The organism is Microbacterium sp. (assembly GCF_032084865.1).
Classification (GTDB): Bacteria; Actinomycetota; Actinomycetes; order Actinomycetales; family Microbacteriaceae; genus Microbacterium.
In genome coordinates, this window is record NZ_DAMDLU010000079.1 from 1 (window position 1) to 13,290 (window position 13,290).

Consider the following 13,290-nt stretch of genomic DNA (forward strand, 5'->3'; position numbering starts at 1 on the left):
TCACTCGACGTGCTGGCCGCCGCGCAGCTGCGCGAGGTCGTGCGCGAGCAGCTGCATGGCACCACGACGATCGTCGTCTCGCACACGGTCGCCGACGCCCACGCTCTCGCCGACCGCCTGCTCATCCTCGAGCACGGCCGCATCACCCAGGAGGGCCCCCTCCACGAAGTGCTGGCCACCCCGGACACCCCCTTCACCCAGGCGGTAGCCGCCTCCGCGCGGTGAGCATCACCTTTCTTCTCTCTCTTACAGCCCCACGCCGCGAGCGGCTGCACACCAGGGAGGGCGCAGGGAGGTTCCCGGAGTGAGCATTGGGGAGGAGCGAAGCGGAGGGGCCCCACTCTGCGAACGAAGGGAACGTCCCTGCGCCCGGCCCCCACCTCCATGAACGTCCCGACGCCCGGCGCCCGCCCCCCACCCTCAAGGACGCCGCAGCCGCGCCGGGTCGGGCGTCGACACCGGATCCCAACCCCGCTTCGGCGACTGCGACCCGCGGTGGTCGTCACGCGAGCGGTACACGATGTACGGCCGGAACAGGTAGCCGACCGGCGCCGAGAACACGTGCACGAGCCGGGTGAACGGCCACAGGGCGAACAGCAGGCAGGCGGTGATCACGTGCAGCTGGAACAGCAGCGGCACCTCGAGCATGAGCTCCGGCCGGGGGCGGAAGATCATCAGCTCGCGCATCCACGGCGAGATCGTCTCGCGGTAGTGGAACCCCGATCCGAACACCTGGTACACGAAGGTCGCCAGGGTGCCGAACGCCAGCGTCGCGCCGAGGAACACGAACATCACCTTGTCCATCACGGTCGTCGCGAGGAACACCGCGGGCACCGTGCGCCGGCGGAAGACGAGGATGGCGAGTCCGGCGAGAGTCAGCACGGCGGCGAACGATCCGAGCACGGTCGCGCCGATGTGGTAGATCTCCTCGCTGATCCCGATGGCGTACAGCCATTCGCGCGGGATGAGCAGGCCGACCACATGGCCGGCGATGACCATGAGGATGCCGAGGTGGAACATCGGCGATCCCCAGCGCAGCATCCGGTTCTCGTAGCTCTGGGACGACCGCGTCGTCCAGCCGAACTTGTCGTACCGGTAGCGCCAGATGTGCCCCAGGATGAACACGGCCGCGCACACGTACGGCAGCGCCACCCAGAGCAGGAACGGCATGGTGGTCATGATCACTCCCCGGTTCGGCGGAAGGCGGGCATGGGCAGGCTCAACCCGACGGTCTCGGTCGGCGGCCCCTCGTTGACGAGCGCGAGCACGCGTTCTCTGGTGCGCTGGTCGACCTTCGGCAGCGACAGCGTGATCGCCCGCACGACGTCGGCCCACGGGCTGTCCATGCCCTCGAGCGCCGCACGCAGCACCTCGATGCCCTCGCGGTGCGCGGCGAGCACGGCGTCGGCGACGTCGGACTGCGACCGTGCCGAGAACTCCAGCACGGCGGGAAGGTAGTCGGGCAGTTCCGCCGCGTCGAACTCCCACCCCGCAGCGCGGTACGCGTCGAGGAAGGTCACCAGCGCGGTGCCGCGCCGGCGGGTGTCGCCGGTCGCGTAGTAGCTGAGGTACAGCGAGCACTTGCGCTTGAGGTCGAAGGTGGTCACGTAGCGCTGCTGCCAGTCGGACGCGCCGGCCTCGTGCGCCTGGGCCAGGAACCGCCGCAGCGGTTCGGCGACGACCGCCGGCAGCGTGGCGGCGTGCGCCTCGAACACGTCGAGCCGCTCGAACCAGGTCGTGTCGGGATAGTCCAGCAGGAGGGATGCCAGCATGTGCACGGTCTGGCGCTGCGCTCCGGTGAGGGATGCCGGGGCCAGGGCATCCGGCAGCCGCCGACGCGGGGTGACGCGCGGGGGGAGGACGGTGCTCACGGTGCTTCCTCGTCGTCGTAGTGGCGCGGTTCGGCGCGCTCGGACGGTGGGAACAGTCCGTTCGGTCGGCCGTTGCCGTCCCAGTTGAGCAGGTTGACGCGCCCGGGGCTGGACGGCCGGTCGGCCGTCTGCCGGTCGGCGAGCGCGTGGAAGTTCTCCACCGCGACCGGCACGGATGTGCCGCTGGCCGCGCCGAACGGACCGCCGGCGCCGCCCATGCCTGGCCCGCCGTCGTAGTCGAGCGAGCAGGCCATCTCCTCCAGCTCGTGCGCGCGCTCGGAGTGCGCGGCGGGGATGACGTAGCGCTCCTCGTACTTCGCGATCGCTAGCAGCCGGTACATCTCCTCGATCTCCGCGCCGGTCATGCCGACCGCGTTCGCGATCCGCTCGTCGCGCTCATCGTCGATGCTCACGCCGCGCATGTACGAGCGCATGGCGGCGAGCTTGCGCAGCGAGGCGTCCACCGGCGCGATGTCACCCGCGGTGAACAGCTCGGCGAGGTACCCGATCGGGATGCGCAGCTTGTCGATCGCGGCGAACAGCGTCCTGGCATCCTCGCCGTCGTTGCCCGAGCCGGTGACGACGTCGACGACCGGCGAGAGCGGCGGGATGTACCAGACCATCGGCATCGTGCGGTACTCGGGATGCAGCGGCAGCGCCACCTCGTAATCGTTGATGAGGCGCCAGACGGGGCTGCGCTGAGCCGCCTCGATCCAGTCCTCGGGGATGCCCTCCCGCCGCGCGGCCTCGATCACCGCGGGGTCGTGCGGGTCGAGCAGCACCGACCGCTGCGCGGCGAGCAGCTCGTGCTCGTCTTCCACAGCCGCGGCCTCGGCGACGCGATCGGCGTCGTAGAGCACCAGGCCCAGGTAGCGCAGCCGGCCCACACAGGTCTCCGAGCACACGGTCGGCAGGCCGACCTCGATGCGCGGATAGCACATGGTGCACTTCTCGGCCTTGCCCGTCTTGTGGTTGAAGTAGACCTTCTTGTACGGGCATCCCGAGACGCACATCCGCCAGCCGCGGCAGGCGTCCTGATCGACGAGCACGATGCCGTCCTCGGCGCGCTTGTACATCGCACCCGACGGGCACGAGGCCACACACGACGGGTTCAGGCAGTGCTCGCAGATGCGCGGCAGGTAGAACATGAAGGCCTTCTCGAACTCGGCCTTCACCTCCTCGCTCATCTTCTGCAGGATCGGGTCGTCCTGCATCGTCTCGATCGATCCGCCGAGGTCGTCGTCCCAGTTGGCCGACCACGAGACCTTCATGTCCTTGCCGGTGATCAGGCTCTTCGGCCGCGCCACCGGGGTGTGCTCGCCGCTGGGCGCGTTCACGAGCATGTCGTAGTCGTAGGTCCACGGCTCGTAGTAGTCGTCGATCTCGGGCAGCTTCGGGTTCGAGAAGATGCGCGCCAGCTTCGCCAGACGCCCTCCCGCACGCAGCCGCAGCCGGCCGCGCTTGTCGCGCACCCAGCCGCCCTGCCACTTGTCCTGGTCCTCGTAGCCGCGCGGGTAGCCGACGCCCGGCCGGGTCTCGACGTTGTTGAACCAGACGTACTCCACGCCGGTGCGGTTCGTCCACGCCTGCTTGCAGGTCACCGAGCAGGTGTGACATCCGATGCACTTGTCGAGGTTCATCACCATCGACATCTGGGCCATTACTCTCATGATGCTGCACCCTTCATCGGTATTGCACCGTTTGGTTGCGACGGCGGATCGTGGTGACCTCGTCGCGCTGGTTTCCGGTGGGTCCGAGGTAGTTGAACGCCCAGGCCAGCTGCGCGTACCCGCCGATCAGATGGCTGGGCTTGAGCAGGATGCGGGTGAGGGAGTTGTGGATGCCGCCGCGCTGGCCGCTCATCTCGCTCAGCGGCACGTCGACCGTGCGGTCCTTCGCGTGATACATGTACACCGTGCCCTCCGGCATCCGGTGCGACACGTTCGCGCGGGCGACGACGACGCCGTTGCGGTTGTACGACTCGATCCAGTCGTTGTCGCGCACGCCGATCTTCTCGGCGTCCTTCGGGCTCATCCAGATCGTCGGGCCGCCCCGCGAGAGCGAGAGCATGAACAGGTTGTCCTGGTACTCGGAGTGGATCGACCACTTCGAGTGCGGCGTCAGGTACCGCACGTGCACTTCGGTCGCCGAGCTGGTGCCCGGCACCGCGTCGCCGAACAGCCGGTGCATGTCGAGCGGCGGCCGGTAGATCGGCAGCGTCTCGCCCAGCTCGTCCATCCAGTCGTGGTCGAGGTAGAAGTGCTGGCGACCGGTGAGGGTGTGCCAGGGTTTGAGGTGCTCGACGTTGATCGCGAAGGCCGTGTACCGGCGCCCGCCGTGCTCCGACCCCGACCACTCCGGCGACGTGATCACGCTGCGCGGCTGCACCGAGACGTCCTGGAAGCTCAGGTGCGTGCCCTCGTGCTCATCGGCGAGGAAGGTCATCTTCTGCCCGGTGTGCTTCTCGAGCTTCTCGAAACCCTGCACCGCGAGGCGCCCGTTGCTCGTTCCCGACATCGCGAGGATCATCTCGCAGGCTCGCTTGTCGGTGTCGAGGCGCACGCTGCCCGCGTACGGGCCGGTGGTGACGGTGCCGTTGAGTCGCTTGAGGCGCTCGATCTCGGGCTCTGCGCGATAGGTGATGCCCTTGGTGGTGAGCCCGAGCTTCGCGGTCAGCGGGCCGAGTGACTTCCACCGCTCGGCGAGGTTCGGATAGTCGCGCTCGACGACGGTCAGCTTCGGCATCGTGACCCCGGGTACGCGCGGCAGATCCTGCACGCGTCCGTGCGGGGTGGCCATCACGTCGGGGGTGTCGTGCTGCAGCGGCGTCGCGACGACGTCGCGGCGCACGCCGAGGTGGGTGCGAGCCATCTCGCTGAACTTCTCGGCCAGGATGCGGAACGTGTCGAAGTCGGTCTTCGTCTGCCAGGGCGGCGCGATGGCCGGGTTGAACGCGTGGATGAAGGGATGCATGTCGGTCGACGACAGGTCGTGCTTCTCGTACCAGGTCGCCGCCGGCAGCACGATGTCGCTGAACAGCGTGGTGCTGGTCATGCGGAAGTCGGCGGTCATCAGCAGGTCGAGCTTGCCCTCCGGCGCCTCATCGTGCCAGGTCATCGACATGGGCCGGGAGCCGGGGTCGGCTTCGGATGCCCGCACCGCCGCATCGGTGCCCAGCAGGTGCTTCAGGAAGTACTCATTGCCCTTGCCCGACGAGCCGAGCACGTTCGCGCGCCAGATGTTCATCACCCGAGGGAAGTTCTCGGGGGCGTCCGGATCCTCCACCGCGAAGCGCAGCGAGCCGTCGTCGAGGCTGTCGACGACGTGCTGGGCGGGATCCTTGCCGAGCGCCTCGGCCTCATCGGCGAGGTCGAGCGGGTTGCGGTCGAAGGTCGGGTAGCTGGGCATCCAGCCGCGCTGCACCGATTCGACCAGGCAGTCGGCGGTGGTGCGGCCCTCGAACCTGCCGAGGCCCAGCGGGGATGCCAGCTGGTCGGCCGGCAGCCCGTCGTAGCGCCATTGGTCGGTGGCGAGGTAGAAGAAGGCCGTGCCGATCGTGTGCCGGGGCGGGCGGCCCCAGTCGGCGGCGGCCGCGTACTGCTGGTACCCGGTGATCGGGCGCACTTTCTCCTGCCCGACGTAGTGCGCCCATCCGCCGCCGTTCACGCCCTGGCATCCGGTCATCGTCGTCAGGGCGAGGAAGGTGCGGTAGATCGTGTCGGAGTGGAACCAGTGGTTGGTGCCCGCCCCCATCAGGATCATCGAGCGCCCGCCCGAGCGGTCGGCGTTGTCGGCGAACTCCCGCGCGATGCGGATCGCCTGGGGCGCGGGCACCGAGGTGTGCTCCTCCTGCCAGGCGGGGGTTCCGGGGCTCGACGCGTCGTCGTAGCCGGCCGGCCACTGCCCCGGCAGACCGTCGCGGCCGACGCCGTATTGGGCGAGCATCAGGTCGAACACCGTGGTGACGATCCTGCCCGCGACCGTGCGCACCGGCACGCCCCGGGTGATCGCCCCCGATCCGCCGGCGTGCTCCTGCCCGGGCTCTGGGTCGAGGTCGAACCGGGGCAGGCGCACCTCGGCGGCCTGGCCCGTCCAGTCGGCCAGGTCGGCGACCGACAGCGGCGGCACGACGCCACCGAGGTCGAGGTTCCACCGCCCTTCGTCTTCGGGGGTGAAACGGTGCCCGAGCGAGCCGTTCGGCACGACGGGTGCACCGTCGGCATCCATCAGCACCGGCTTGAAGTCGGCTCGCGGCTGGGCGGCGTCGGGTCCGTCGAGGTCGGATGCGGTGATGAACTTGCCCGGCACCAGGCCGCCGTCGCGCTGCTCGAGCTCGACGAGGAACGGCGCGTCGGTGAAGCGGCGCATGTAGTCCTCGAAGCGCGCGGTGCGCTTCTCGACGAAGTGCTCGCGCAGGATCACGTGCCCCATCGACAGCGCCAGCGCGGCGTCGGTGCCGGGGTGCGGGGCGACCCACTCGTCGGCGAACTTCGTGTTGTCGGTGTAGTCGGGTGAGACGGTGATGACCTTCTGGCCGCGGTAGCGTGCCTCGGCCATGAAGTGCGCGTCGGGAGTGCGGGTGACCGGCACGTTCGAACCCCACATGATGAGGTAGCCGGCGTTGAACCAGTCGGCCGACTCGGGCACGTCGGTCTGGTCGCCGAACACCTGGGGGCTCGCGACGGGAAGGTCGGCGTACCAGTCGTAGAACGACAGCATGGTGCCGCCGATGAGGTTCATGAAGCGGGATCCGGCGCCGTGCGACACCATCGACATCGCCGGGATGGGCGAGAACCCGGCGACGCGGTCGGGCCCGTGGACCTTCACGGTATGCACGTGGGCCGCCGCGGCGATCTCCATCGCCTCGTCCCAGGTGGTGCGCACCAGGCCGCCCTTGCCGCGGACCCGCTTGTACGACCGGGCCTTCTCGGGGTCGTCGACGATCGACGCCCAGGCGTCGACGGGGTCGGGATGCTGTGCCTTGGCCTCACGGTAGAGGCGGGCGAGCGTGTCGCGAATGTACGGGTAGCGCACCCGGGTCGGTGAGTAGGTGTACCAGCTGAACGCCGCGCCGCGAGGGCAGCCGCGCGGCTCGTACTCGGGCGAGTCGGGTCCGACGCTGGGGTAGTCGGTCTGCTGCGCCTCCCAGGTGATGATGCCGTCCTTGACGTACACCTTCCACGAGCATGATCCGGTGCAGTTCACGCCGTGCGTCGAGCGCACCACCTTGTCGTGCGACCAGCGGTCCCGGTAGAACGAATCTCCCGATCGGCCGCCCTGCAGGAACACCGCCCGCAGGTCGTCCGACGTCTCGCCCGGCCGCACGAAGCGGCCCATCGTCAGCAGTGCGTCGGCCAGCGGGCCGTCGGTCGCAGCGTCGCGATGTGTACTGGTTCCGGGGGTCATCTCTGTTCCTTCCGGAGAACGGCTGGTACCCCAGCATCCTGCCCGGAGACCTATCGGCGTTCAAGGGTTCGCCGGTTTTATTCGTGTCGCTGCGGATGCCGCATCCGGATCCCATCGGATATAACCGGGCGAAGGGGTGGCCCCCGCGCGGCGCGGTCAGTACTGTCACCGGTATCGAAGGGAGCGCCCGATGACTGCGACCACCACCCCGGTGACCTCGACCGAGCTGCGCGGCGGTCTCGCGCAGGTGCTGCTCGCCACCCTCGCCTCGACCATCGCGTTCTGGGCATGGATGTCGATCTCGCCGCTGCAGAAGACCTACGCCACCGAGATGGGCCTGGACGAGGGCCAGATCTCGCTGATGCTGGCGACGCCCGTGCTGGTCGGCGCTCTGGGCCGCATCGTCGTCGGAGCCATGACCGATCGCTTCGGCGGGCGGAAGATGTTCACGGTCGTGCTGCTGCTCTCGGCGCCCGCCGTGCTGCTGGTGGCTCTCGCCGGCAGCATCCGCAGCTTCCCGCTGCTCATGCTCGCCGGCTTCTACCTCGGTGTGGCCGGCACCCTGTTCGCGGCGGGGGTGCCCTTCTCAGGGGCGTGGTTCCCGCCCGAACGCCGCGGTTTCGCCACCGGCGTGTTCGGCATGGGCATGATCGGCACCGCCGTATCGGCGATGTTCACCCCTCGGCTCGCGCAGGACATCGGCTATCTGCCCACCCACCTGCTGATCGCCGCAGCGCTGGTCGTGATGGCGGTGCTGGTGTGGTTCTTCATGCGGGAGTCGCCGCAGTGGCAGCCCAACCACGAGAAGCTCGTGCCGAAAGTGGTCGGCGCGCTCAAGCTGCCGGTGACCTGGGAGATGGCGTTCCTGTACGGCATCGTGTTCGGCGGATTCGTCGCGTTCTCGAACTTCCTGCCCAAGTACCTCACGACGATCTACCCCAACGAGGTCGACGCGCTCGGTGCCGGCATGCGCACCGCGCTGTTCGCCGCGGCGGCCGTGGTGGCCCGCCCGATCGGCGGCGTGCTGGCCGACCGGTTCGGCCCGAAGGTGATCTCGCTCATCTCGCTGGGCGGGATCGTGTCGCTGGCCTACATCGTGGGTCAGCAGCCGCCCGAGGGCATCGTCACGGGTGTCACGTTCATCCTGATGGCGTCGGCGATGGGTCTGGGCATGGGTGCCGTGTTCGCATGGATCGGCCCGTCGACACCGAAGGAGAAGGTGGGAGCGGTCAGCGGCGTGGTCGCGGCTGCGGGTGGCCTCGGCGGCTACTTCCCGCCGCTCGTGATGGGCGCGACCTACGACGCGTCGACCAACTCGTACCACCTGGGTCTGTGGCTGCTGGTGCTGGTCGGGGCGTTCGCGCTGGTCGTCGCCGGCATGCTGCGGGATGTGGGACGCAAGGCGGCCTGAGCCTGCCCCCGCTGGGTCGCTGGTCGCTGAGCCTGCCGAAGCGCTCAGACGCGGACGTCGGATGCCGAGGATACCCTTGCTGCATGGCCACCCGCAGCCCCGCCCCTCCCGCTTTCGTGTGCTCGGAGTGCGGCTGGACGACGGCGAAGTGGGTCGGCCGGTGCGGTGAGTGCCAGCAGTGGGGCACCGTGCAGGAGCAGGGCGTCAAGACGGGGCTGGTGAGGCAGACCGAGGCCGTCGCGCCGCTCGCGAATCGGGCCGCGCGGCCGATCACCGAGATCACGACCGCCGACGCGCCGCGGCGCAGCAGCGGCGTCGGCGAGTTCGACCGCGTGCTGGGTGGCGGCATCGTGCCGGGTGCGGCGATCCTGCTGAGCGGTGAGCCGGGCGTCGGCAAGTCGACTCTGCTGCTGGAGGTGGCGGCATCCACCGTCCGCACAGGCCGCCGCGTGCTGTACGCGAGCGCCGAGGAGTCTCCGGCCCAGGTGCGGCTGCGCGCCGAGCGCACGAATGCGCTGCACGACGAGCTGTACCTCGCCAGCGAGACCGACCTCGCCACCATCCTCGGGCACATCGACGAGGTGAAGCCCGATCTGGTGATCGTCGATTCGGTGCAGACGGTGACATCAGGCCTGATCGACGGCGCCGCAGGTCAGCCCAGCCAGGTGCGCGAGGTCGCGGCGACCCTCATCAGGGTCGCGAAAGACCGCGGGCTGCCGGTGATCATCGTCGGGCACGTGACCAAAGACGGGCAGGTGGCCGGCCCCCGGGTGCTCGAGCACCTGGTCGACGTGGTGTGCCACTTCGAGGGCGACCGGCAGACGGCGCTGCGGTTCATCCGCGCGCTGAAGAACCGCTTCGGCCCGACCGACGAGGTCGGATGCTTCGAGATGACCGGCGCGGGCATCGCCGAGGTGCCCGATCCGAGCGGGCTGTTCCTCTCGCAGGGCGCAGCCGAGCCCGGCACGTGCGTGGCGATCGCGCTGGAGGGGCGGCGCGCGATGCCGGTCGAGGTGCAGGCGCTGACGATCGAGTCGAACGCCCCGAACCCGCGTCGTGTGGTGCACGGTCTGGACGCGTCGCGGGTGGCGATGGTGCTGGCGATCCTCGAGCGGCGCGCGGGAATCGCGACGTCGAAGCTCGACGTGTACGTGTCGACGGTGGGTGGCGTGCGCTTCACCGAGCCCGCCGCTGATCTGGCCATCGCCGTCGCCGTGGCGGGGTCGATCCGGCACTGGTCGGTGCCGCGCACGGTGGCGGCCGTGGGCGAGCTGTCGTTGGCAGGCGAGATCCGCCCGGTCACCCAGGCGACGCAGCGCCGCGGCGAGGCCGCGCGACTCGGCTACCAGCAGGTCGTCGACGACCGGTCGAAGACGCTGCGCACGGCGTTGACCGACATCCGCTCGCGGGCGACCGACCGCCGACCGGAGGCGTCGATCCCGCCGTTCTGACCGGCGCTCAGTCGTCGAGCGCTTTGAGCAGCTCTGCGGGCGGCGCCTGCATGGGGTGAGGTCCGGCGATGTCGAGGAACACCGTGGTGATGGTGTCGCGGTGCGTGGTGAGGAACGACTTCAGCCACGTCGGCGAGTAGATGCCGACGCCGGGCGGCAGGTTGGCCGGCTTGTGCTTGGCATCGCTGAACAGCAGCAGGGCGACATCGCCGGTGTCGGCGTCGCGGTACGTCCAGACCTCGCCGCTGTCGAGCGGGTTGTCACGGGCGCCGGGTTTGATCAGCGGCACGACCGTGTTGCCGTTGCGCAGTGCCAGGGCGACGGCCGCCATGTCCTGCTTCTCGAGAGCCTGAGCCAGAGCCTCAGAGCGGAAGTCCTCGGGTGCGGGGCGCTTGCTGCCTGACTTCTTCTTCGCCATGACACCAGCTTAAGAGTGGGGCCCTCTCGAGTCCTCCATTGGGGACTGGGGAACTCGAGAGGGCCCTCCGGTTCTCGGTCGCGGCGATTGTCGAAGCGCTGGGGACGCTGGGGTCGACACCACTGGGGATGGCTTGTCGCGACAGAACTGAGAACCTTGCACCCATGGTATCCCAAAATATCGTTCGTGTCAGCCATGGTGTGAGAACACGTTCGATTACGAAACGTGGTTTCGCTCAGCGCAGCATGATCTGCTCGGGCGTCTCGCTGCTGAAGCCGCCGATGGATACGGCGACGCGATACGAGGCTCCGCCGCCCGGAGCGCGAGGGCGATTCTGCTCCTCGCAGGTCTCAGGCGAGGAGCGCGTGCGATCCCAGACGACCGGCGTCGCGCTGGTCACGGACGAGCCGGCTTCGAGGGTCACGATCATGTCACTCGACTCGGACTGGCAGTCGGTCGAGCGCCACCACACGTCGTCTCCGCTGCTCACGGTGAAAGCCTGCGTGCTCGAGCCCACGTTCAGCGTGCAGTCGGCGGCACCCTTGTTCGTCAGCGAGATCGACAGCTGCGGCAGCGCCTCGGCCGGGTAGGTGTCGGCGTCGGTGACCGCGCTCACCGTGACGTCCTCCGCGGTGCACGCGGCGATGCCGGGAGTCTCGGAGGGCTCGGGGCTCGCGTCCGGCGACGCGCTGGGAGTGTCGCCTGCAGTCGGCGTCCCGGCATCCGGAGTGGGCGTGCGGTCGGTCGGCGCGGCGGCCGACCACGGCTTCGCGATCGCGAGCCACACCCCGCCGCCGACGGCGGCGAACACGAGAACGAGGAGCAGCATCACCGCGAGCCGGCGGCGACGGTAGACGGCGGCGGACTGGCGGGGCATGAGTCCAGGCTAATTCAGGTGCTTGATCATCCTCGTGTTGCCGAGCGTGTTCGGCTTGACGTGGGCGAGATCCAGGAACTCCTCCACGCCGGCGTCGCCGCTGCGCAGGAGCTGCGAGTACACGTCGGCGTCGACCACCTGCTCGCCGATCGGCTCGAATCCGCGGCGCGAGAAGAACTCGGTCTCGAAGGTGAGGCAGAACAGCCGGGTGAGCCCGAGCTGGCGGGCGCGGTGCTCGAGGTCGGTGACGATCGCGCGGCCGACGCCGTGGCGCAAGCACTCGTCGCGCACGAGCAGGGTGCGCACCTCGCCCAGGTCCTCCCACATGACGTGCAGGGCGCCGCAGCCGATCAGCCGGCCGTCGACCTCGGCGACGACGAACTCCTGCACGGCGCCGTAGAGCACGGCGAGGTCCTTGCCGAGCAGGATGCGCTGGTCGACGAGCGGTTCCAGCAGAGCGTGGATGGCGATGACGTCTGTGCTGCGGGCGGGGCGGACGAGGAAGTCTGTCACGGCTCCACACTAGAGCGACCGCCCTGCGGTGAATCCGCATGATCGCTGGGAGTCGCGATGTCCAGATGATTGCCTCAGGCAACTAGATGTAGAGTGGGGACATGCCCGCTGATGCACCCTCCCCGGAGAACGTGCTGCTGGAGGCGCTCACGCTTCTCGTCGCGCGCTGGTCGTCGCCGAGCGTGCAGCGCTCTGTCGCGCAGAGCGCCGGTGTCACCGTCGATGCTGCGGACGTCTCGGCGCTGTACATCCTGGGCCTGCACGGCCCGCTGCGCGCCGGCGATCTCGCCGAGGCGATGCACACCAGCCGGCCGACCGTCAGCAAGCAGCTGACCCGCCTCGAGCGCGCCGGGATGATCACCCGCGAACCGGATCCGCGCGACGGCCGGGCGAGCATCGTCAGCCTCTCCGGCGAGGGCGCAGCCGCTCATCGGCGACTGCTCGCGCAGGGCATCCGGATGATGCGACACGCGCTGCGCGACCACTCGACCGCCGACGCCACCGCCCTGGCCGCACAGCTCGCCGACCTCGTCGCGCGGCTGGGCGTCACCGGCGAGACCACCGCGCGGCTGCTGCGCGACCGCGGCGCCCAGGTGATCGGCATCGATCTGCGCGACGCCGACATCGAGGCCGATCTCAGCACGGCGGAGGGCCGCCAGTCGGCCGCCGCTGCCGCGATCGACCTCGCCGGCGGAACCCTCGACGCGGTGATCGCGTGCGCAGGCATCTCGGCCCCCATCGCGAAGACGCTCTCGGTCAACTACTTCGGCGTGACCGAGCTGCTCGAGGCGCTGCGTCCGGCTCTCGAGCGCTCCGACGCACCGCGCGCCGCCGTGGTCTCGTCGATGGCGTCGCTGCAGCCGAGCCCGCCCGAGCTGGTCGACGCGGCGCTCTCGGGCGACGAGGCGGCGACGCTCGCGATCGCCGAGCAGCTGACCGCGAAGGGACCGGCCGAGGCGTACCAGGTGTACCCGGCGTCGAAGCGCGCCCTGTCGCGCTGGGTGCGCCGTCGCTCCATCTCGCCCGAGTGGGCGGGTGCGGGCATCCCGCTCAACGCGGTCGCCCCCGGCACCGTGCTCACCCCGATGACCGAGCAGCTGCTCGCCACCGACGAGGGGCGCGCGATGGTCGACGCCGCCGTGCCGATGCCGCTGAACAGCCACCAGCCGCCGGAGTCGATCGCGTCCCTGCTGATCTGGCTGACCGGGGTCGAGAACACCCACCTGGCCGGTCAGGTCATCTACGACGACGGCGGGGCGGATGCCACGCTGCGCGGCGATGACATCTGGTCGTGGAACGACCCTCGCTGACACCGCTGTACGCGAAAGAGCGGGCGGATGCCG

Annotated in this window: 10 protein-coding genes and 1 pseudogene; 4 read left to right on the forward strand and 7 right to left on the reverse strand. The window is 69.6% G+C overall.

Annotated features, from left to right (window positions below; all coding sequences use genetic code 11):
• Positions 1-225: pseudogene (locus tag RT309_RS09425) on the forward strand (ABC transporter ATP-binding protein); the annotation flags it as partial.
• 195 nt (positions 226-420) lie between these two features.
• Here RT309_RS09425 and narI read toward each other — a convergent pair.
• The 4 genes from narI to RT309_RS09445 are packed head-to-tail and all read right to left on the reverse strand — an operon-like array spanning position 421 to position 7,277.
• Positions 421-1,179, reverse strand: coding sequence for a respiratory nitrate reductase subunit gamma (narI, locus tag RT309_RS09430; protein WP_313356615.1), 759 nt, complete (start codon positions 1,177-1,179; stop codon positions 421-423).
• 2 nt (positions 1,180-1,181) lie between these two features.
• Complete coding sequence (narJ, locus tag RT309_RS09435) at positions 1,182-1,871, reverse strand: nitrate reductase molybdenum cofactor assembly chaperone (RefSeq protein WP_313356616.1); 690 nt, start codon at positions 1,869-1,871, stop codon at positions 1,182-1,184.
• Positions 1,868-3,541 (reverse strand): nitrate reductase subunit beta, encoded by a 1,674-nt coding sequence (gene narH / locus RT309_RS09440; RefSeq protein ID WP_313356617.1) that lies wholly within the window; start codon positions 3,539-3,541, stop codon positions 1,868-1,870. The genes narJ and narH overlap by 4 nt, the downstream gene beginning before the upstream one ends.
• 13 nt (positions 3,542-3,554) lie before the next feature.
• A complete protein-coding gene (locus RT309_RS09445; RefSeq protein ID WP_313356618.1) occupies positions 3,555-7,277 on the reverse strand; it encodes a nitrate reductase subunit alpha in 3,723 nt (1,240 codons plus the stop codon).
• Between the two features lie 190 nt (positions 7,278-7,467).
• On the opposite strand from RT309_RS09445, the gene RT309_RS09450 reads away from it, so the two are divergent.
• Both RT309_RS09450 and radA read left to right on the forward strand, forming a co-directional pair.
• Positions 7,468-8,688, forward strand: coding sequence for an MFS transporter (locus RT309_RS09450; RefSeq protein ID WP_313356619.1), 1,221 nt, complete (start codon positions 7,468-7,470; stop codon positions 8,686-8,688).
• Positions 8,689-8,771: 83 nt separating this feature from the next.
• The gene (radA, locus tag RT309_RS09455; RefSeq protein WP_313356620.1) at positions 8,772-10,139 is read left to right on the forward strand and encodes a DNA repair protein RadA; all 1,368 of its coding nucleotides are present in this window, start codon (positions 8,772-8,774) and stop codon (positions 10,137-10,139) included.
• A gap of 7 nt (positions 10,140-10,146) precedes the next feature.
• On the opposite strand, the gene RT309_RS09460 is transcribed toward radA, so the two are convergent.
• The 3 genes from RT309_RS09460 to RT309_RS09470 all read right to left on the reverse strand — a co-directional run bounded on the left by RT309_RS09460 (position 10,147) and on the right by RT309_RS09470 (position 11,947).
• Positions 10,147-10,557 (reverse strand): dehydrogenase, encoded by a 411-nt coding sequence (locus RT309_RS09460; protein ID WP_313356621.1) that lies wholly within the window; start codon positions 10,555-10,557, stop codon positions 10,147-10,149.
• 235 nt (positions 10,558-10,792) lie between these two features.
• Positions 10,793-11,434 (reverse strand): hypothetical protein, encoded by a 642-nt coding sequence (locus RT309_RS09465; protein ID WP_313356622.1) that lies wholly within the window; start codon positions 11,432-11,434, stop codon positions 10,793-10,795.
• Positions 11,435-11,443: 9 nt separating this feature from the next.
• Positions 11,444-11,947: an amino-acid N-acetyltransferase gene (locus RT309_RS09470; RefSeq protein WP_313356623.1), complete on the reverse strand. Its 504-nt coding sequence runs from the start codon at positions 11,945-11,947 to the stop codon at positions 11,444-11,446.
• A 101-nt stretch (positions 11,948-12,048) separates the two neighbouring features.
• Between RT309_RS09470 and RT309_RS09475 the strand changes: the two genes are divergently transcribed.
• Entirely contained in the window at positions 12,049-13,257 is a 1,209-nt protein-coding gene (locus tag RT309_RS09475) for an SDR family oxidoreductase (RefSeq protein WP_313356624.1), read from the forward strand.
• Positions 13,258-13,290 lie beyond the last annotated feature (33 nt).